This is a genomic window from Vibrio sp. 03-59-1 (assembly GCF_013114135.1).
In the GTDB taxonomy this organism is placed as follows: domain Bacteria; phylum Pseudomonadota; class Gammaproteobacteria; order Enterobacterales; family Vibrionaceae; genus Vibrio; species Vibrio cortegadensis.
The window spans coordinates 16,730-37,923 of the sequence record NZ_VTYA01000012.1; the positions used below are offsets into that span (position 1 = coordinate 16,730).

General features: G+C 41.4%; 20 protein-coding genes and 1 pseudogene. 10 read left to right on the forward strand and 11 right to left on the reverse strand.

All coding sequences use genetic code 11. From position 1 onward, the window contains the following. Positions 1-50: 50 nt before the first annotated feature. The gene (locus F0249_RS13120) at positions 51-1,730 is read right to left on the reverse strand and encodes a methyl-accepting chemotaxis protein (protein ID WP_171756952.1); all 1,680 of its coding nucleotides are present in this window, start codon (positions 1,728-1,730) and stop codon (positions 51-53) included. A 200-nt stretch (positions 1,731-1,930) separates the two neighbouring features. Here F0249_RS13120 and coaBC point away from each other — a divergent pair, with 200 nt between their 5' ends. Beyond that, on the forward strand, positions 1,931-3,136 hold the full coding sequence (gene coaBC, locus F0249_RS13125; RefSeq protein WP_171756953.1) for a bifunctional phosphopantothenoylcysteine decarboxylase/phosphopantothenate--cysteine ligase CoaBC: 1,206 nt from the start codon (positions 1,931-1,933) through the stop codon (positions 3,134-3,136). Between the two features lie 58 nt (positions 3,137-3,194). Further along, positions 3,195-3,785, forward strand: a complete 591-nt coding sequence (gene slmA, locus F0249_RS13130) for a nucleoid occlusion factor SlmA (protein ID WP_017052174.1) — start codon at positions 3,195-3,197, stop codon at positions 3,783-3,785. Between the two features lie 102 nt (positions 3,786-3,887). Here slmA and pyrE read toward each other — a convergent pair whose 3' ends face one another. Both pyrE and rph read right to left on the reverse strand, forming a co-directional pair. Then, positions 3,888-4,529: an orotate phosphoribosyltransferase gene (pyrE, locus tag F0249_RS13135; protein ID WP_113796219.1), complete on the reverse strand. Its 642-nt coding sequence runs from the start codon at positions 4,527-4,529 to the stop codon at positions 3,888-3,890. Positions 4,530-4,635: 106 nt separating this feature from the next. Then, a complete protein-coding gene (gene rph / locus F0249_RS13140) occupies positions 4,636-5,352 on the reverse strand; it encodes a ribonuclease PH (protein WP_017052172.1) in 717 nt (238 codons plus the stop codon). A 162-nt stretch (positions 5,353-5,514) separates the two neighbouring features. Here rph and F0249_RS13145 point away from each other — a divergent pair, with 162 nt between their 5' ends. Both F0249_RS13145 and F0249_RS13150 read left to right on the forward strand, forming a co-directional pair. Then, entirely contained in the window at positions 5,515-6,381 is an 867-nt protein-coding gene (locus tag F0249_RS13145; protein ID WP_017052171.1) for a YicC/YloC family endoribonuclease, read from the forward strand. A 201-nt stretch (positions 6,382-6,582) separates the two neighbouring features. Then, positions 6,583-7,803, forward strand: a complete 1,221-nt coding sequence (locus F0249_RS13150; RefSeq protein WP_171756954.1) for a site-specific integrase — start codon at positions 6,583-6,585, stop codon at positions 7,801-7,803. 19 nt (positions 7,804-7,822) lie between these two features. Here F0249_RS13150 and F0249_RS13155 read toward each other — a convergent pair whose 3' ends face one another. The 4 genes from F0249_RS13155 to F0249_RS13170 all read right to left on the reverse strand — a co-directional run bounded on the left by F0249_RS13155 (position 7,823) and on the right by F0249_RS13170 (position 13,541). Then, positions 7,823-9,574: an ATP-dependent endonuclease gene (locus tag F0249_RS13155; RefSeq protein ID WP_171756955.1), complete on the reverse strand. Its 1,752-nt coding sequence runs from the start codon at positions 9,572-9,574 to the stop codon at positions 7,823-7,825. A gap of 15 nt (positions 9,575-9,589) precedes the next feature. Continuing rightward, on the reverse strand, positions 9,590-10,933 hold the full coding sequence (locus F0249_RS13160) for a restriction endonuclease subunit S (RefSeq protein ID WP_171756956.1): 1,344 nt from the start codon (positions 10,931-10,933) through the stop codon (positions 9,590-9,592). After that, positions 10,926-13,220 carry an N-6 DNA methylase gene (locus tag F0249_RS13165; protein WP_171756957.1) on the reverse strand — a complete coding sequence of 765 codons (2,295 nt, stop codon included), beginning with the start codon at positions 13,218-13,220 and terminating at the stop codon, positions 10,926-10,928. The genes F0249_RS13160 and F0249_RS13165 overlap by 8 nt, the downstream gene beginning before the upstream one ends. A 141-nt stretch (positions 13,221-13,361) precedes the next feature. Then, positions 13,362-13,541: an AlpA family phage regulatory protein gene (locus F0249_RS13170; protein ID WP_171756958.1), complete on the reverse strand. Its 180-nt coding sequence runs from the start codon at positions 13,539-13,541 to the stop codon at positions 13,362-13,364. Between the two features lie 167 nt (positions 13,542-13,708). On the opposite strand from F0249_RS13170, the gene radC reads away from it, so the two are divergent. From radC to F0249_RS13190, 4 genes are all read left to right on the forward strand, one after another. Beyond that, complete coding sequence (gene radC / locus F0249_RS13175) at positions 13,709-14,200, forward strand: DNA repair protein RadC (protein ID WP_171756959.1); 492 nt, start codon at positions 13,709-13,711, stop codon at positions 14,198-14,200. 38 nt (positions 14,201-14,238) lie between these two features. Further along, positions 14,239-14,697: a DUF2787 domain-containing protein gene (locus F0249_RS13180; RefSeq protein ID WP_171756960.1), complete on the forward strand. Its 459-nt coding sequence runs from the start codon at positions 14,239-14,241 to the stop codon at positions 14,695-14,697. Between the two features lie 193 nt (positions 14,698-14,890). Further along, positions 14,891-15,451, forward strand: coding sequence for a tyrosine-type recombinase/integrase (locus F0249_RS13185; protein WP_171756961.1), 561 nt, complete (start codon positions 14,891-14,893; stop codon positions 15,449-15,451). A 17-nt stretch (positions 15,452-15,468) separates the two neighbouring features. Beyond that, positions 15,469-16,170: a lecithin retinol acyltransferase family protein gene (locus F0249_RS13190; RefSeq protein ID WP_171756962.1), complete on the forward strand. Its 702-nt coding sequence runs from the start codon at positions 15,469-15,471 to the stop codon at positions 16,168-16,170. 33 nt (positions 16,171-16,203) lie between these two features. Here the strand turns inward: F0249_RS13190 and F0249_RS13195 are convergent. Both F0249_RS13195 and F0249_RS13200 read right to left on the reverse strand, forming a co-directional pair. Then, positions 16,204-16,284, reverse strand: a pseudogene (locus tag F0249_RS13195) (inovirus-type Gp2 protein); the annotation flags it as partial. A gap of 31 nt (positions 16,285-16,315) precedes the next feature. Continuing rightward, a complete protein-coding gene (locus tag F0249_RS13200) occupies positions 16,316-17,014 on the reverse strand; it encodes an inovirus Gp2 family protein (protein ID WP_171756963.1) in 699 nt (232 codons plus the stop codon). Between the two features lie 516 nt (positions 17,015-17,530). Between F0249_RS13200 and F0249_RS13205 the strand changes: the two genes are divergently transcribed. Further along, positions 17,531-18,619 carry a hypothetical protein gene (locus F0249_RS13205; protein ID WP_171756964.1) on the forward strand — a complete coding sequence of 363 codons (1,089 nt, stop codon included), beginning with the start codon at positions 17,531-17,533 and terminating at the stop codon, positions 18,617-18,619. 31 nt (positions 18,620-18,650) lie between these two features. Here F0249_RS13205 and F0249_RS13210 read toward each other — a convergent pair whose 3' ends face one another. After that, positions 18,651-18,854, reverse strand: coding sequence for an AlpA family transcriptional regulator (locus tag F0249_RS13210; RefSeq protein WP_171756965.1), 204 nt, complete (start codon positions 18,852-18,854; stop codon positions 18,651-18,653). Positions 18,855-19,029: 175 nt separating this feature from the next. Between F0249_RS13210 and F0249_RS13215 the strand changes: the two genes are divergently transcribed. Continuing rightward, complete coding sequence (locus F0249_RS13215; RefSeq protein WP_171756966.1) at positions 19,030-19,791, forward strand: hypothetical protein; 762 nt, start codon at positions 19,030-19,032, stop codon at positions 19,789-19,791. Positions 19,792-20,146: 355 nt separating this feature from the next. Here F0249_RS13215 and F0249_RS13220 read toward each other — a convergent pair whose 3' ends face one another. Next, positions 20,147-21,151, reverse strand: coding sequence for an SEC-C metal-binding domain-containing protein (locus F0249_RS13220; RefSeq protein ID WP_113796215.1), 1,005 nt, complete (start codon positions 21,149-21,151; stop codon positions 20,147-20,149). Positions 21,152-21,194: the final 43 nt, after the last annotated feature.

Sequence of the window (21,194 nt, forward strand, 5' to 3'; positions counted from 1 at the left end):
TAGAGAGGATCTAATGTTTAATGTAATTGATAATTAACTAAGATAGAGAGTTATAGCTTAAAGTGTCCGACCAAAGCGCTCATTTGCTTACCGGATTCTGACAGCGTTGCACTGATCGTTTCAGATTGCTGCAAGTTCCCACTTAACTCATTAACAATATGCTGAATAGACACTAAGTTCTGATTAATATCTTCCGCAACAGCACTTTGTTGCTCAGCAGCAGAGGCGGTTTGAATCCCCATATCTTGAATGGTCCCGACCGCTTGTTGAATTCCCATCAAGCTATCTCGAATTTGCACAGACTCCGCGACGGTTTGATTACCGCGCTCTTGGCTGGAATTCATGGTGCTAACCGCTAAACTCACCCCTGAATGTAAAGACTGCAGCATCTCACCTATCTCTTGAGTGCTGTTTTGGGTACGGCTTGCCAACGAGCGTACCTCATCCGCCACCACAGCAAAACCACGACCCTGCTCGCCAGCCCTTGCCGCTTCAATCGCTGCATTCAAGGCCAACAGATTTGTCTGACCCGCAATCTCACCGATCACTTGCAATACATTGGTGATTTTTTCAGTTTGCTGGCTTAATGCCTGAATCGCTTCAGAAGTGGTGTTCACTTCACTCACTAAGCTTTCGATCCCGTTAATAGCCAAATCGACCTCTTCTTGAGCATCTGAAATTTGACGATTTGCTGATTCAATCGCACTTGAAGTCGCATTGGTATTATTGGCCACCTCACGAGAGGTCGCACTCATTTCAGTCACAGCAGTCACCACTTTGTCGGTTTCAAGGCAGTGGGTTTGCATCTGACTGCTTGCACCACATGTTTGACTGTCTAAATCGCTCGCAGCTTGTTGGACAGATTCTGCCGATTGTCGAATATCTTGAATAAGAGGATGTAACTTATCCATGAATTCATTAAATGCTAACGCGACATCACCAATCTCATCTTGGCTCTCTACTTTTAATCGGGCAGTTAAGTCGCCATCTCCAGCCGCCACATCTTTTAACGAATCCACGATATGCTGCAATGGTGCAATGCCTTTTGACACAAAAAAGCTCACGATCAGGATAGTAAGCAACAAACCGATAGACGATAGCCCAATAGCAGAAAGCGTATGCTCTTTCAGTTGGTTCTCTCTATCTAACCGATACATCGACACTTGCTGATCAATGTCATCAATATAGATACCTGTGCCTAACACCCAATCCCATTTAGGCATGTATTCCGCATAACCTAATTTCGGAGCTTGTTTATCTATCGATGGTTTATGCCACGAAAAATAGAGAAAACCATCGCCATTTTTAGACGCGTCAATTAAACCAGCAATAACGGGCACACCGTTCTCATCTTTTAAGCCATAAAGATTTTTTCCCTCTAATTGTGGTTTGATCGCATGAAGCGTATTGACCCCTTGAGAATCATAAGCAAAGAAGTAGCCATCACTTTCAAAGCGCATCGCTTTAAGAATCGCCTTTGCTTGAGCTCGATTTTCACCATTGATATCGGAGTCATACAACTCACTAACGGCGGTCACGCCCATCATTAAGTAGGCTTGTAGCTCGCTTTTTTTCGTGTCCACGAGTTCAGTACGATACTCTTCTGCTTCAATATCTAGGCTCTTAGTTCCGTTCCAGTAGTAAACCAGAGTCACCAAAGCGGTAATGGTTATAAGAGGAATGACCGTGAGAAGCAGCAGTTTCGTTTTACTTTTTAGCGCAAGTAACATTGATATTCCTATTGTTGTTATTGTTTGATTATCAATATCATGCCTTCACATTTAGGAATATCTGTGAGTAAGCCGATCTTTCTATAAATTTGAATAAACCGCATCCTATTGCTTTGACTTGTTCCTCTTTTATCCATAAGAAGAGCAAAAATAATCAAATGTCTGTGATAAAATCCTGAGATAAATCTGGAGAATAATTGATGAAAACACTTGCTGGAAAAAAAATCCTACTTGGAATAAGTGGCGGTATTGCAGCCTATAAATGTGCAGAACTCACAAGACGCCTCATCGAACGCGGTGCTGACGTTCAAGTCGTGATGACAAAAGCAGCGAAAGAGTTTATCACTCCGCTCACCATGCAGGCCGTATCTGGCAGACCAGTATCAAGTAGCTTGCTTGACCCTTCAGCTGAAGCCTCGATGGGACACATTGAGTTAGCCAAATGGGCGGATCTCATTTTATTGGCCCCTGCGACTGCCGATCTCATTGCTCGTATGGCTGCTGGCATGGGCAATGATTTATTGAGCACTCTGGTTCTTGCGACAGATTCACCGATTGCGGTCTCTCCTGCAATGAATCAGCAAATGTATCAAAACCTCGCGACTCAAGAGAACATCGCCACATTACAGCGCCGTGGTATGACTATTTGGGGTCCAGCGGCTGGTGAGCAAGCTTGTGGAGATGTTGGCCCAGGGCGCATGCTCGAACCTATGCAGTTAGTGCATCACTGTGAAGCATTTTTTCAACCTAAAGCTCTGCAAGGAAAATCAATCTTGATCACTGCAGGCCCAACCTGCGAAGCGATTGATCCTGTCCGCTATATTACCAACCATAGCTCTGGAAAAATGGGTTACGCGATTGCTCAATCTGCGGCAGAACAAGGGGCAAAAGTCACACTGATCAGCGGCCCGGTTTCCCTTAGCACTCCTACGAATGTAGATCGAATTAATGTTTCTAGCGCACAACAGATGCATGATGCCGCACTAGAACATGCAACGAGTCATGATGTTTTCATTAGCTGTGCTGCTGTCGCGGATTACCGCCCGGCTCAGATTGCGGATCAAAAGTTGAAAAAAACCGATGATGTCGACTCAATGACCATTCATATGGTGAAAAATCCAGATATCGTTGCAGCCGTTGCCAATTTAAAAGAGAACCGACCTTTTACTGTTGGCTTTGCAGCAGAGACTCAAGATGTGGAAACCTACGCTCGCTCCAAACTAAGTCGTAAAAACTTAGATATGATCTGTGCCAATGATGTCTCTCTGCCGGGGCAAGGGTTTAATAGCAACGACAACGCTTTGCACCTATTTTGGCAAGGTGGCGAAAAGGCGTTACCTCTCGCTTCTAAGTTAGAGTTAGGACAAGAAATCATCAAACAGATTAGAATCAACCTATTGGGATAACCCCCAAACAATAAAAATAATGTCTATTCAAATATAGTTATAACAAGGAATCGGAGTCATGGCCGGTACAAGAAAAACCAATCGTCGTGAAGAGATACTTCAGGCGCTTGCTCAGATGTTAGAGTCTACCGATGGTGCTTCACGCATAACAACGGCAAAGCTGGCAAAACAGGTCGGAGTATCTGAAGCTGCTTTATATCGACACTTTCCAAGTAAAGCTCGAATGTTTGAAGGGCTGATTGAATTTATTGAAGATTCACTCATGTCACGAATTAACCGTATTCTTGATGAAGAAAAGGATACGCTGGAACGCATTCGACTGGTGCTTCAATTAATACTGGCATTTTCAGAGAGAAACCCAGGGTTAACTCGGATCTTATCGGGTCATGCGTTGATGTTTGAAAACGAACGACTGCGTGAACGAATTAATCAACTGTTTGAGCGTATTGAAACCTCTTTACGCCAGATTTTAAGAGAAAGAAAACTACGTGAAGGCAAATCTTTCCCTGTTGATGAAGGTATTTTAGCGGCACAACTGCTTGGTCAAGTGGAAGGGAGTTTGAATCGTTTTGTTCGTTCTGATTTTAAATATCAGCCGACTGAAAACTTTGATGCTTACTGGGCTCTGCTCAGCGCTCAAATAAAATAGCGAATCAACAAAAACGCGGATCCCAATTGGGTATCCGCGTTTTTTTAACCACTCATAGTATTAAGCAGCGCATCAGCTTGGGTGCTTTACCCGTGCGAAAAACTAAATCCCGTATTGAGCACGATACGCTTTCACCGCCTCTAAATACTCAACACTGGTGCCCTTCTCTTCTAAGAAAGTCACAAGGTCTGTCAAACTGACGATTGAAATGATCGCACAACCGAAATCTCGCTCTACTTCTTGAATCGCAGACAATTCACCTTTACCTTTTTCTTGGCGGTCAATCGCAACCAATACGCCAGCCAAGTCAGCACCGTTCGCTTGGATGATCTCCATAGATTCACGAATTGCGGTACCTGCTGTGATCACATCGTCAACCAACATGATTCGACCTTCAAGATCGCTTCCGACAAGGTTGCCACCTTCACCATGATTTTTCGCTTCTTTACGGTTAAAACAGTAAGGCGTGTCCACATCATGATGATCAGCCAGAGCAACCGCGGTTGTAGTGGCGATTGGGATCCCTTTGTAAGCAGGGCCAAACAACACATCAAATTCAATGCCAGAATCCGCCAACGCTGCAGCATAGAAACGACCTAAGCGCGCTAAATCACGTCCTGTGTTAAACAATCCAGCATTAAAGAAGTAAGGGCTCTTACGACCAGACTTTAAAGTAAACTCACCAAACTTTAGAACTTCTTTCTCTAGTGCAAACTCAATAAATTCACGTTGATATGCTTTCATGTTTTTCCTCTCATAATAAAGGCCACGACTACTGGCCTATATAAAGTCACTGGTTGGGGAAAACCAGATAAAAAAATAGCCCCCAAATTGGGAGCTACTCAATAAATTATTCGGCTAACGCCAATTTCTGCGCTTCGACAATGTCGGCAATGCCTTTATTTGCCAGAGCCAGTAATTCTAACAACTCTGCATGACTGAACGGTTCGCCCTCTGCGGTGCCTTGCACTTCAATCATCTTGCCATCTTCTGTCATGACAACATTCATGTCTGTGTCGGCTGCTGAGTCTTCCGTGTATTCTAAGTCACACAGTGCTTCTTGGTTTACGATACCAACAGAAACGGCCGCAACGTGCCCTTTCATCGGGTTACTTTTCAGTTTGCCTTTTGCAATCAAGCTTTGGATTGCATCAGCCATTGCCACACTTGCACCAGAAATAGAAGCAGTACGAGTTCCGCCATCCGCTTGGATTACGTCACAGTCAACGGTGATCATGATTTCACCCATCGCTTTTAAATCCACAACAGCACGTAGGCTACGAGCGATAAGACGTTGGATTTCCATTGTACGACCACCCTGCTTGCCACTTGCGGCTTCACGGCGGTTACGAGTATGAGTTGCACGCGGTAACATGCCGTACTCAGCGGTTACCCAGCCTTTACCTTGGCCTTTCAACCAACGTGGCACGTTCTCTTCTACTGTTGCGTTACACAATACTTTGGTGTTGCCGAACTCCACCAATACTGAGCCTTCAGCATAAGCAGTAAAGTTACGAGTAATTTTAATTGGACGAACTTGATCTACAGCGCGGTCATTTGGACGCATGAAATACTACCTATGAATGGGATGAATTCGGTTGGGGCGCGATTATAACGAAAGAAGGCTTTAGGGTCGAGTACGCGATAGGCTCATCTCGTCTCTTTTCTATTTTCTGTGCTAACATATCGACCACATAATTTTCATCTCTCCTAAGTAAAGGACAATTCAATGATCTACAGCATGACCGCTTATGCACGTAAAGAAGTAAAAGGTGACTGGGGTACCGCCGTTTGGGAAATCCGCAGCGTAAACCAACGTTATCTAGAAACTTATTTTCGCATGCCAGAGCAGTTCCGTGGTTTAGAGCCAATTCTACGCGAACGTTTTCGCAAGCGTCTTGCTCGCGGCAAAGTTGAATGTAACCTGCGCTTTGAAGCGAACCCTGCAGCTAAAGGCGAATTAAGCATTAACGAAGGCCTAGCTCAGCAAGTGATCAATGCAGCCAACCAAGTAATGGGTATGACTGGCGAAGAGAGCCGCTTAAATCCATTCCAAATCATGAACTGGCCTGGAGTGATGGAAACACCAGAGCAAGACATGGATGCCATCAATAAAGACCTACTTGAAGCGTTCAACGATGCGATTGCAGAATTTATTGACGCCCGTGCTCGCGAAGGTGAGAACATGAAGGCGCTCATTGTACAGCGTCTAGATGCAATTACCGATGAAGTGGTAAAAGTACGCGCTCGTATGCCTGAAATCCTAGAGTGGCAACGTGAACGTCTACTGACTAAATTTGAAGACGCTAAAATCGAACTTGAAGGTTCTCGCGTGGAACAAGAGCTTATTCTACTGGCACAAAAATCTGACGTTGCAGAAGAGCTAGACCGTTTAGATTCTCACGTTAAAGAAGCCAACGTAGTATTGAAGAAAGGTGGCGCATGCGGCCGTAAACTGGACTTCATGATGCAAGAGTTCAACCGTGAGTCGAACACGCTGGCATCAAAATCAATCAGTACCGATATCACCGCTTCAGGTGTTGAACTGAAAGTGCTTATCGAACAAATGCGCGAGCAGATCCAAAATATTGAATAATAGTTAAGCTTGTATTTAACTGAGTTTATATAAATAAAATACAACAACTTAGATGAAAACACTTTCCACCACTGTATTTTTTAATACACTATTAACCACCACCAACTGGTGGTTAATGTGGTGGGTATGATAGAATTACCATCAAAATAGGTGGTGGGTAAGAAAGTATTCACCAAGATCAGGTACGATTAGAGGTGAGTTATGGCTAAGTTGTCCGTAAAGAAAGTAGAAGCGCTCATTAAGGCTGGTGGCGAGAGAACACAACGCCATGCTGATGGTGAAGGCTTATACCTAGTGGTTCCAGCGTCAGGTACTGCAAGCTGGATGCTACGCTTTACCTCTAATAAAAAGCGCCGTGAAATGACGCTTGGTAAGGTCAATGACCTTTCCTTATCTAACGCTCGCCTCGAAGCCGCCACTAAAATGAAACAAGTGAGAGAAGGCTTTGATCCCCTCATGCAACGCAAACGTGCCGAACAAGAAAGCATTAAAACCGTTAATGACTTATTCGAAGATTGGTACCCCACCTTAGTTAAGCGCCTTAAACACCCTAATATCCCCAAACGTGTTTACACTAAAGATATAGCACCACACATAGGTGACATCCCTCTCGATAAGATTACCGCACGTGATATTCGCACAACAATCACTGCGATTAATGATTCAGGTCGCCCGACCATTGCCAATGACGCTCTAGGACACTGTAAGCAGTTATTTAATCACGGGATGAAGCTTGACCTTCTTCAGGGTAATCCGGCCTCTGCATTCACTGTGAGAGACGCTGGCGGCATAGAGCAAAGTAAAGATCGCTTCTTGACTGAAGATGAATTAAAGCAGTTCTTTAGTATCGCTAGAGAGAACAGCACCAACTTTAGCCGCGATAATTATCTAGCTTGTGCATTATTGGTTTGTTTAGGGGTGCGTAAATCTGAATTGTGTGAAGCTAAATGGGAAGAGTTTGAACTAGAGAATGGCTTATGGCACTTACCAAAGGAGCGTAGCAAAACCAATGTCGGCTTTACTATTCCTTTAGCACCGGAAGTATTGAAATGGCTTGAGGAGTTGAAGATAAGAGGCTTTGGCTCTGAGTATGTATTTCCTAGCAGGCGAGCCAGTAAAAGCCCCCATATGGGCCCCGACACACTTAACCGCGCGATTACCAAGCTATTTGGACATGAAGCAGGTAAAAAGAAACAACTACCTAATTTGATGGGCGACATGCCACACTTCACCGTACATGACCTACGCCGTACTTGTCGTACGCTACTGGCAAAACAAGGCACCCCCGGCCATGTGGCCGAGAGATGCTTGAATCACAAGTTAAAGGGTGTTGAAGGGATTTATGATCAGTATGATTATTTTGAAGAGCGTAGAGAGGCTTTAGCTACTTTAGCAAATACGCTACTAAAAATTATGAATTAGCTGACCAAATCAATCAACTCTAAGAATTCGCTGCCTCTTCTTTAACCTCTAAGATGTAGTTAAATAATGTTTTAAAACCATTAAAATCATCAGCGTCAAAGCTATCCTCCTGACATAAAGTCGATAGCTTTCTCTTTAATTGCTTATTTACATTAACTACACTGTTGAAATTACTACTATTGTCATTTTGGAGAATTTTAACGCCTTCAATACGTATTTTTTCCACCAAAAAATAATCTTCCACTTCAAACCTTGAAGCACTTTGAGAAAACCCATTTCGTTTGGGGTAACAAGCTATTACAGTATTGTTTTTCACTTCTCTATTAAATACTTTTTCATCTTTATCTACACCAAAAACCGTCTTTAAAGACTTCTTTCCCGCTTCATCACGATCAAGTAGAGCTAAAATTATTTGACCTTCTTTCGGTGTGAACTTATCAACAAATAGCGCTAACCCCGCAGCTCCTCCCATAGTAATAAACTCAAACTCTAGATTTTCATAAGAAGGATTCGTTGGTTGCAACCTTTTGAGAGCCTCTGTTATATAAATTTCATCGTCTTTCCCTTCAACAAGAAGAATATCATTATTTGAACTAAGAAAAACATTCTGTTCTTGTGCATTCCAGATGCCTTCAGTTAACTTACTAACAACATTTTGGTTATCCGTAGAAACCAATTTAGCTTTACCACCTATACTTTCCAACATCACTAGGTGATTATTAGCAAAGGAATTTGCCAACGTGGGAGAGTGCGTAGTGACTACCCTTTCTGTTTCCGTTACCTTATCATCAAGAAGCAAGTTAGCTAAATGCTGCTTTCGTTTTATATGAAGATGAGAGTCTGGTTCATCAAAAAGAAGCAATGCTTCGTTATCAGCAAGAATACGCAGAACAGTGTTGACTAATAAGAGTTTTTTCTCTCCCTCACTAAGTGAAGAAACATTTAAATCTTCATTAAAAGCAATTGATATGTTTTTTATGAGCTTATCTGTCTTGGGCATGCTTGCCGCTGAAAGAAGGCCATAGAAATCCGCATTTGAACCTTGGTATAGATCTACAAAATCGGACACTGAAACAGTAACACTTGTTCTTTTTTCTGGATTTAGAGCCCTTACAAACTCAACAACTTCATTATCACTCCACTCTGTTTGTTTTTGTAAATCAATTTCAAACGTAATTGAATCTATCTCATTAATTCCGAGAACAGACTTACGAAAAAATGAAAACTCATTTTCAATTTCAGTTTTTTCTGCAAACAATAACGATAACAAAGCAATATCCCAACAATATTTATTAAGATATACCATGGGTTGTAATTGATTCCAATGAGTCATTGGGGATTGCTTAACAGATTGAATAAAACTGAAATATGAGTGTGAGAAAATTTGATCCCATAACCTTTTCTCTTCACCGCTATATATAGCAATCACTTGAGAAGGTGCATAAACCCTAAACTCTTCACTTCCATTGTATGTGAAATTAGAGTTATCAACATCAATACTAAAATCATTGTCTTTCCATATAACTTTAACATCATGACCTCTGACATTATATTCGATTTCAAAATCAAAAATAATAGATTTCTCAGATGAAAAGTCAGCATAGTTATTATAGTAAAGGCATGAAAAAATCATCCCAATCACTTCTATGATATTACTTTTCCCACTTCCATTATTACCAATAATGACGGTGCAACTTTCTTTGCTTGAAAAATCAAACTCAAAGTCTTTAAGGTTTTTATAATCCCCCACCCATAGACGCTTTAATTCCATTAGTTATCCTTTTTATTACTCAAATATCTCTTTTTCAAACTCTTCTATCGTTTGAACATGAAGAGTTCTGGCAATAGAGGAGCTATTCTTTATTCTTTCCTTAACCTCAGAAACGACTTTAACTATCTCAACCTGTCGTGCAAGCGGCGGGAGAATAACAGGATAATTTTTTATCATCGCCGCATTTAAATTCGGCTGGTTATTACCACTGGCAAGTGCTCTTATACGATCATACTCGTGCATTAAATAATGCCATAAATAATCAGTATCCACTTTGGTTGTATCGATACTTGTTAATACTGCACATGCTTGATTTGTCGCTGCATTAACCCCTAGTTTAGCAGTCCTTCCTCTTGTTGCTCCTTGGCCATACATTGCAATAATAAGGCTTCCAATTGGGTATAGTTTTGCACTGCTATTGCTTAATCCAAGCTTTGTGATTTTTTCGCCAGTATCGTTAATTACAGCATTAACAACTTCAGCTGTTTTTACCCACGGAATAGTCCCTTTTTCATAGAAATCTTTACGATTTCTACTTGGGGTTCCACCACTACTTACAGTTGCTAATTCTGAAATTTTAAGAATATTGTATTGTGTATCAAATTGAGCAATCTGTGTTTGATGATTTTTATCAACGCCCCATTCTGCAAGGTTTTTAAATCGAATAAAGTTAAGTGCACCTTTAATAGATTCATGTTCTATTTCTTTAATTCCTAGCTCTTTATCAAAATACTTTTTAATTTCCACCTTTAGCAGCTCAGCGTTTTGATCGTGCTCTGAAGCTACAATAGCCTTTGTGTCATAGGCATCTACAATTCGATTTTGTGTTGGTAGATCAGGAAGTGGGATTCTTATATCAAGGAACTCACTCTCTTTTACTCTTTGCCTACCAGTTGTTCCGCTGCTTGAGTTCTCGCAAAATTTGATAAATTGATTAGTAGCAGTTAAAAGATGCAAAAATCGAGGGGCTATTTTATTTTCTTCAATGTTATATGTCAGAAAGTCAGCTGTAACGATTGCTTTATCCAGCTCGTCCGGCACGATTCCAAAAGCACCATTTCTAGCATCAATTTTTGACATTATAAATTGACCTGGAGAAATCAGAAACTGCCGTTTAGTTCCAATGTCTTTCCCCATTAAAGAATCACGTTGAGTAACGCCTTTGCTGTAAAGCTTTACTGTAACGCGTCGATACTCAACTTCATCTTCTATCTCAATGGTGTTTCTATTCCTTGTGAGGAAATCACCAATTCGATAGAGTTTAAACTCCTGTTTATAGTCAAGATTGGTCGTATTGAGAAAGCGAACACTCCAGTTTACTAGATCAGTAAATGCAACTGTTGAAAGAAGGTTACTCATAAACAGTCATCTCTTCTCTATTCTCACCACTTATATCTATTCGTATTAAATTATCCATCTGTAGAACATATTCGACATTTGTTCCTGTAGTACTCCAGAGGCCTGCCTTTTTACGGTACTTAGCATATTCCTCAGCTAGGGGAATCAGTTCATTTTCACATTTAGCACCAGTGCTGGTAATACCTGCTTTTTCAATTTCTGCAATGGGTATTTCATAGTCAAAATCAGCTTTAATCTTTTTACGAATCTCACTCGCAACCTTCTGTTTAAGTTCTTTCAACTCCAAGCGTAGCTTTTTCTTTTCATTCAAAGAAATTGACTCTTTCCCACGTTTTTTTAGCTCATCCTCAATTGGATCAGTCTGTGGGGCATATTTACCCCCCACTTCCTTAGCCGCTTTGCTCTCAAGTGTTTCCCATTCTTTGATTTCTGTTTCATTAAACTTTTTAAGAAACAGAATGCTTGGTTTCACTGTTGCGCCAGAAGCCACAAATACATCTTGAGGAATAGAGGTAATCAAAATAAGCTTTGCTTTGCTCTCAAAAAATTGACGTACTTTTTGTAGGTTACTTGTATTTAACACTCCTTCAGGAAGCACAATCCCCATTCTCCCACCTGGTTTCAATAAGTTGAGGCACCGCTCAATAAAAAGCACCTCCGTAAGCGAAGACATTTTCCCTGTTTCGTAGAGGTCCTTTAACGGCTCACCAATATTCTCATTAACCTGTTTCAGAGCTTTGTCGTAAGCACTACCATATCGCTCACGATAAGCTGCAATACGTTCTTCGTCGGTGTACTTATCCTGTTCAGTGATTTTCAATGATTTTTCAACACGTGAACCGAATGGAGGATTAGTTATAATCACATCAAAGCGGTTCTCAAAAATACCGTTTACATTCAATAGCCCATCGTTATGGTGTACTCCACCATGTCCATCCCCATGCATTATCATGTTCATCTTAGATGTTCGTGCCATACGCGGGTTGGCATCAACTCCAAAAATACAATCGTACGAAAGACGTCGAAGACGACTCTCTTGGCCTTTTTCTTTTCTGTTTATATCTAGCTCAGTATTAAGTTTAGAAAACAATGTACCCACTTCAATATCAGTTTTCTGCTTATCCTTACTCGAAAGTTTTTCATAAGCTTCACTATAGTATTTAGCCTTAATCGTCTCTTTAGTTTGATGAATATCCGCTTCAATTTTTGAACGTATGTACTCAAAAGCTTTAATTAAGAAACCACCGCTTCCACAGCAAGGGTCACAAATAACCTCCCCTTCAGAAGGGTCAAGAATTTCGACTATAAAATCTACTACTGTGCGAGGAGTAAAAAATTGCCCCAACTCACCTCTGAAAGTCCTTCCAAGAAACTGCTCAAACGCGATACCTTTCACATCATCTGAGGTTGTAGATAAGTTGTATCTTTCCAACTCTTTTACGATTGCCTCAAAACTTGTTTGGCGAATGCGAACATGTTCATTTTGATCAAATAAGTCATCGTTTTTGAACTCATCCTTTGTTCGATCAAAGAGGAACTGCATATAGGGCAGATCTTTTGGTGTTCCTTTCAGTGAAGGACGAATATTTTTTTCATGGTTCTGTTCACCACGCTGAAATTGCGCTTTGGAAAATATATTTTCTTCATCCGGGTTACGTTCATAACGGATTTTCATAAAGAGGATCTTACTGATCTCATCAAATGCAGCTTCTGGCGAAAGCTTGTCATTATTTCGAATAATATTGTGACATTTAAAAAGGAGTTTTGAGAACTCATCGCGAGTAAATGCCTTTGTTTGACTAAGTAGTTCCTTTATCTTCTTATTATTACCAATATTTTCAGCGCTCGGGATATCCAGAATCTCTTCAAGCTTTTTGGGCATTTTTCCTTTAACAACACGAAAAACCTTCGTTTCCTTCAGGTTGGTCGTTACAAAAAAATCGGCACCAGCCCAAGAAGCATAGTTATAGCCCTGGAAGTAATCATCTTCCTTGATCGTTATATGTTCAGCTTTGCACTCCACTACGATAGCGGGGCTTGGGTGTTCAGGGTCATTTTTATCTGACTCTGACTTCCAAATAACGATATCAGCCAGAGCCCTCCCTTGCCCACGTTGAGAATTGTTAACTTGAACTTCTTCACCTATCTGATTCAGGTCATAACCATACACGTTAACAAGTTTGCAGATATACTTCTGACGCACTTCCTCTTCAGGAGTTTTTTTAAGTAATTTTCTTCTCACATGAGAGAATATTTTCTCTCCTTCAAATTTAAGTTCTATCGGCATTTGGTGTATCCACTCTATAGTTTATACCGCCAGTTTACAGGACTAAGCCCATAACTCTGCGTTTCTTGTGCTTATTTTATCTTTAAGTGACTCAGATATCGATAAGCACCTTGTAATTATATCTTCACTCAAGTTTTTCTTTCACTCTATTGATTGCATCCTCTCCATCAACCAATCGTCAATCTCGCTTTCTAACCAGGCTTTACGCTTGCCCATAACGGTATAGTTTCCAGGGAACTCACCTGCTTTAATCAGGATGTAGATGCTACTGCGGCAAAGTGTTGTTTTATCCATGACTTGTTGTAGTTTTAAAAATCTCATGCTGGGAATCCTTTTGTATTAGCTCGCTCATACCAAGGACTCCCCAATATTTTTTTACCTAGATGCCCCCTGCCTTATCCCTCACTATCTCCAACCTGCATTCAAAATCCTTTCAGATATATTTCATCAATACGCATAGCCCAATAAACAAAGCTAAGGAGGCCCCTATGCGTACATCTCGACCAGCCATTCCAACTAATAACCAATATCCAGCTCACCAAACCTCTAGCCTCAATGAGCTGCTAGAGCATGCCGCCGAAGCGCTTGCGCGAAAGTACAAGCGTGAAGGAACCTTCACGAACCCAGAGAACGTGAAAGAGTATCTACAGCTAAAGCTTGGCTCGTATGACCGTGAAGTATTTGCACTGATGCTGCTGGATAACCAGCACCAGCTTATTCGTTTTGAAGAGCTTTTCTTTGGCACCATCGATGCAGCAAGTGTTTATTCAAGAGAAGTGGTAAAGGCCGCCCTCAATGCTAATGCTGCTGCGGTTATCCTGGCCCATAACCACCCATCAGGGATCGCCGAGCCCTCTAGAGCGGACAAGCGCATTACTAGCAGGCTGGTTGATGCGTTGGGGTTAATTGATGTGCGAGTGCTCGACCACATTGTGGTTGGTGAGCATTGTGTCTCTTTTGCTGAAAGGAGCTGGATATGAATAACCATCAATCAGTCTGTAAGAGTAAGGAGCCGCTTATGCCAGCTAAATCACCACTCAACGACACATCAAACAGCTTGTCATTTAACAAAGCAGCGTTACCAATATCCAATGCGCTATTGAAACGCTTGGCTGAGGTGCTGAACCAACATACTGGGGTAGTCGGCGACAATTACATCGTGATTAACTTTAGAGACAAAAGCTACAACGCTGAGAACGGTGGTTATCACCCTGTGGAGATTTCATTGAGCAAAGACACCCACAATCGCTACACGCTCTTGTACATCACTGATTTTAGTTACTGTGGTGGTCCTTACCCCGAACTTGAGCGAGATATCGACTTTGATTTTGGTAATTCAGCGGCTTTTACTCGATACGGAGGTTGGACGAGTATTTGTTCACCCGCAATTCTGGAGCTCTACCCATTGTGGGAAGAAAACTTTATCGCCTACTTAGACATGGACGCTTACGACCAAATTGAAGTACGAGGTCATTAATCGTCAATACAACACACCACAATTCAACCTCCACTTTCTAGCAACATCCACCAGCACAGATAACGGCTGATATTGCTGCTTCCCATATTGTTAAAACGGGAAGCTTGAAACCCTTGCTACATAAGGGTTTGGCGGCGTCGGCCTCTCTGTGCTTCCCAAAACACCCTTCTACAAACAAAAAAGGAAGCAGGCTATGGCTGAAGTCCAAGCGATCAAAGACGACGACACAATACGACTAATTGGCCACTTACTCGCTATTCGTTGTAATCCGCAAATGGCTGACGTTTGGCATATAGGGTTAAACCTGGCACTACGAATATCCGACCTACTCTCTATCCGCTTTGAAGACATTAATGATGACAGACTCATTATTCGTGAAAGCAAAACGGGCAAGCTAGCGAACATCCAGTTAAACACCAAGGCACGGGATCACATTGGTAGAGTTCGAGAGAAGCACCCAGACCATGTATACCTATTTCAATCACATCGATGCCAACAACTAAAACATAAACCGCCGCAGCCGATCTCTCGGCGTGCGGTGTCTATGGCCTTTCAACAAGTAGGGCAAGAACTCAAGCTTGCGCTGGGTACTCACTCCATGCGCAAAACACGAGGGTACTTCCTCTACCAATCCACAAAAGATATCGGTCGCGTGATGAAGATGCTACGCCACACCTCAGAGGGCGTGACGCTTCGTTATATCGGTATCACTCAAGATGAAGTCGACAAAGACTTCGTATCACTCGAACTGTAACTAAGAGAGGTTCTATCATGGAACACTTACAACCTGGCGATCACCTGGTGGTGAACGTTGATGTACTGGGGGTTACTGAGCACCATGGCTTATACATTGGCAATGGCGAAGTAATCCATCTTTGCGCTCACGCTAAGCAAGTCATACTCAGTTGCTTAGCTGCGTTTTCTGATAATAAAGAAATCAGAGTGAAACGACGTTCGCCCTATCCACAAGATGCCATTGATTACGCAAGGCAGCAGTTAGGCAAACGTGGTTATGATGTAGCCACGAACAATTGTGAACACTTCGTCAACCGCTGCATTGAACAGCGACATACGTCTAACCAAGTGAGTAACGGCGGTCATGTAATCGTTCATATTGCTGCTAGGCAAGGTCTACTCGGTCAATCAGCTAAGCAGTTTGCTAAAGGTCCGCTAGGCACCATCGCTATCGCCTCTACAGGGGCCAAGTACGTGGGTGAATACATTGGCTTGCCTGATAGTGTAAACACCGTTGTAGGGGCTCCTGGCGATCTTGTAGCTAAACCTATTGAGGCTGCATACAAGGGTACCGTTGATACACTGAGTAATACCTACGATAAACTGAGTGATGGTGAAATCATCGGTGCGACTGGCGAACTTATAACGGGCACTGTAGAGACAGCTGTTGATGTCGTCCTTGCACCCATTGAAGTGGTGGGTAATACGTGGAGTACCATTACATCATGGTTTGATTAAAACAATGGAGGGCTAAACACCCTCCATTCACGACTACCGATAACTGGTACCAAAATTCCGACGCCCCTCACCGTAGTGTTTGGTGTCTTTTTTTGCCAAATAGTTCAATCGACAGAAGAGCTCCCTATGAGATTACTAGCACTTTTTATCTTTGCCTGCGCAAACGACTACTGCCATAGCTATTGCGATTTTCCTTATAAACTTTGGATTTCACCTTAGCGAAGTAACTAAGCCTCTGAAACAAAAGACAGTACGTATCATCATGTTTAAACGTGTTACCTAAGAGATAGGAAGCACCAGGAGGAATTGTTACTAAATGCCACGCAGTATCCGAGTCAACTTTAAGTGCACTTCCCCATGCGCCGATAATCATACTAATAAGTTTACTTGGTTCTTGGCCTGTACGTTTAATTCCAGGGTGACGAAAGGTGTCATTGTTAAGAAACAAGACTAGGTGGTAATGATCTTGCCCATCTTCCCCTTGCTCACAAACCCAAACGTATTGCACCTCTGAACGGTGAGTACTGTTACCATTACGACGGGTACGTGAGATGTGGTTTCCAATTTTACTTTTCAAAGATTTAATGAAACGTGTAATTGACGCTTCTTGAAAATTATTAAAGGAAGCATTCCCTGATGCTTGTCTTGGTAGGTGCAAATCAACCCTCACTGCTAGCGTTCTAGCGTGAGTGCGTAGTGCGCTATTCATCACGTTAATGTTCGTGTTCAAATACTCTTCTATAAACTCAAAAGCCCCTTGGTAGCGAGGTCTTCCCAAAGGAAGGGTTTTAAAGGTAGTTGCTTTGATGAGTGTCAGGTTTTTATTGGTTGGGTGTTTAGGCATTACTTTGTATCCATTGATGAGTTACGTTCAAATGAATACTGGTTTTATAATTATTAAGTTGGCTCCACTAACGCATTACTAACCTAGGGGTTATTAATGAACTGGTAAGTACTAGTGTATTACCATTACCGACATTTCCCCTCTACTATTGCAAAAAATAAAAAGTAGGCCACTAAGCCTTGGAGGGCAAGGCGAGAGAGCCGTTAGTCGTAATGTTAACCTACTCGCATAGTATATTGGTAATTCCTAGTTGCTGTAGGGTTCACTCCTCTTCTTTTTCATTCGTAAAAATTGTTGCTTCCCTGACCTGTGTTGCCCTGCATGGCCATGCCATCTCACTCTATTAAAGAGCGTATATATTACCCATATCGACAGTGCTCAAATCACAGCTAGATAACAAGTTACTTACAAGCTACAAAAACTGGCTTTCTCCGCTCATACCATGTCATAATTCTTGATATAAATTATGAAACTTCCATTGCAAAATGGAAACTCCCTAAATTAAGAAGACTAGCTATGAACCAACTTGCATTAATAAATGACGACATGATTATTACCCTTCCCTTTGCGACTAGCTACTGGATTGTCTTCAAGAGCGGTAATGTCGAGAGTTTACAGGTGCATAAATATCAATATCCACTTTGCCGAAATGCCTTAAATTTAGACCATCTCGCACTCCCTACTGAAGTACTTAACTTTGCTGCTTTAGGGGAAGTATCCTTCATCATCGCAAATGTTGAAAAGCCGTATGGCTTTATGGATAAGCTACGTAAACTTCAAAGCGATGCTAATAAATTTGGGGAAATTACCAACCCACTGACAACCCTGAGCTACCTAGAAAGTCAGAATTCCTTTAAGTTGTCCTCATCAAAAAAAGTGAATTTGATTAAGTTATGCAACCTACTTCAATCAGAAATGGATTATGCAACATTGTCTTTAACTATAAAAAACGACGAGATAATGAATCGCTTAAGCATGAGCTCTAGAAGCCTAACTGCTGCCATACAAACCCTAAAAGATCTCGAATTCATCAGCATCCAGAAGAGAAGTTTTAAGAATTTTTCATTACCACAACGAATCGTTTTCAATGCAAGTTTCTTTGAACAGATGATGGCCATAACTGAAGATGAGCTAGAAAGAGTGCAACAAGCCACCATCAAATCTATCAATGATATGGTGGTTCAAGAGTATATAAATGAACGGATTGATAAGAAGCTACACAACAAGCATTACCTTGCAATTGCGGAGTTACTTGAAGCATATGAGTCGATTTCTCAACATGAGCGTAAGAATGATCCAACAACTAATGAAGGTAAGTTGGAAGATCTAGCCAGGAGGAGGGAGCAACTAACAAAAAAAATAGAACAAGTTTCTTCAGCATTTATTGAACGCCAAAACACATTTAGACAAATCGCCGTAATGAAAAGAGATAGTGGTGATGAGAATACTTTACCTTATTGTAAAACTGACATTCTCAAAGCGTATGATACTGTAGAGATCGCAATGCAGCGCACAAAAGAAAAAGCTAAAGCTCTTATGCTGAGTTTAGGTGAACTAGGTATTAAAGATCCTAGAGTCATAAAAGCCATCGCCAACCTGTTATAGATTAGCGATAGCCTCTCGACTGATACTTAAACTAATATGGAGCACTGACTCTTGCTAGCAACCAAGCTTGCACCTCACTTTCAAGCCAGGCTTTACGCTTACCCATAATTGCGTAATTCCTAGGAAATTCACCTGCTTTGATTAAGAGATAGATACTGCTACGGCACAGTGTAGTAACTTCCATCACATCGCGTAATCGAAGAAAGCGGTCACTGCGATTTTTAATAATTTCCATCATATTCTCCTGGTTCTCGGTTTATCCAGGAAGATGAAATATATCTGAGTTGATTTTGAGCACAGGTCCACATCAAAGCGTTATAAACAGGCTTTGACAAGGTATGAATAGCCATTACAATTAAATATATAGCTTTTACATTAAAAGTAAAATCATTACATCGCAGGTTGTTTATATGGATATCAAAATCAGTAAAGAGCTCTACAAGCGCTTAAGCACTCATAGCGTTGGCTTTGAAACTCATGAACGGGTAATAGAGAAATTATTGGACCACTATGAAGCTAAGGATAATCTAGACAGACCTGTAGTTGAGTTTGTCCCCAATGAAAGTGAGTTTAAGCGAAACCTAATACAGCAAAATTTTGCCTGGAAAGAGCTTCATTTTAATGATGGCTCAGTCAAAATTGAAGAATGGGTTGCTAGCCAATTTAAGGAAACATCGAGCCTGAGATCAAACATCTGGTCCGGCCCTCTGAGAGATTGGAAAAGCAAAAATGTAAGCAAGCTTATCCTCTCCATTGAAAAGCCAAGCATAAAGAGTGACCTTAATGATGGCGCTATTGAGATACAAGTTGGTAAGTTAATCAAAGCGCATATTGATAACATGATTTCTCGTTGCTCTAAAGATCGCGCGTATCTGCGACAACTAAAAGATGCAAAATGGTGTCATGATAATCTATACATATCATTTCCTTTGTTAATGTCACCCGAACAGATAAAGGAAAAAGGGTTGCATGCGAGGTACTGGACGGCAGAGCATAAAATAGCGATGTATCCATATCGTTTTTGTAGTCAGTTTGGTGGGAGCACTTTGGTTGGAGGAAAAACACTGTCGGAACAACATGGAGAGATGTTTTTAAGTCACCTTCTAGAAAGTGACCTATTGTTACCTGAGTTTCAAAACAAGCAGATTAAGTTCATTGTGAAGGGAGCGTAACTGCATGGTGGTTAAAGTGGTGGTTATATTTATATTTCATTCGCACACCAGGCTTCAACTACATGATAAATAAATTAATTTAATTTACAATCAACGAGAAGATCCAGAATATCGAGTAAATTTACAATTGTATTTAAGTAATTAAAATACCTTCCCACCATCGTATTATTTAATACGATGGTGGGCATGATAGATTTACCACAAAGGTTAACGGTGGGTAAAACAATAGCCATTAATAATTAAGTTAACGGCTAAAAAGTAATGATGACATCCCTGAAATCCAAAGCATAACCCCCTTTAGCTGACTTACACCCTTATCTAGCATCGAGATATCTAACACATCCTCTTCCCTTTATCAGATTTCAAGCTTGAATTGGAAAGCGAGCGTCATCAATGGCTGAACTTCTACTTTATTTGGCGCCCGGAAATCATCAATATGCTTCATTGGCGCAACCGTCACAAAACCCCAAAACTCCAGAAACCGTTTAATAAAACGCGATTCAATCATTGTGCCTAGTAGCTGACTTGGGGTCGAGTACTCATCTTCAGGGCATCTCAGCAGTAAGTCAGGGAATGCGGTAATGACCTCTTCAATCAACTGCTTTGTATTGCCATGACTTTGCAAGCGCCACAGCATAAATAGCCAGAAGGTTCTTAAATCAATCTCGTGCTCCCATCCATCTAGGTAGCCCCAATTGTACTGAGAGGTTGCCGCTTCGAGCATTGGGATAAAGAACGCTTGAATGCCGTGTGCTAGGTACTGCTTTTGAGCTGCTTTTTTAACATGATAACGGCCACTGCGGCGATAGATTATACCCGCTATCTCTGCTAGCACTCGGCTGTAATGCAATGCATTAAATTTATCTTCGTTACTGCCTGCATATTCACTGATACTGATATGTCGTTCAAATTGAGATACTGCAAACTCTGGCAATAATTCACTGGCCTGTTTGACGATTATTGTCGGTAAGTTGCCCTTGCTGGTGGCTTTAAATGAGCCATCGTTTTGCATTGCTTCATCTAATATCAATTTTAAGTAACGCATCACCGGGCTGGTCTTAAGATCGTCTGGCGTCTTTATCGTGACCTGTTCCAATTCCTTGAAAGGTGCATAAAACCAATTACTCATTTGTGTTGGCGAAAGGCCACAAAAGTCAGGATGAGGCCGTTCATTAGCCGCCTTCATTTTTTGCTCTGCAACAATATTAAGTTCTTCTATAGACAAGTTAGGGTTCATTGCAGCAACTTGCTCAATATCATCCAGCATTGATGCGTGTTGCTTAGATATACTGTTCATGCAGCAACGTTTGTACTTTTTACCGCTGCCACAAGAGCAAGGTTCATTTCGACCTGGTTTCATGTTTTATCTACTCGTCTTATTTTATCTTAATGCTACGCCAACT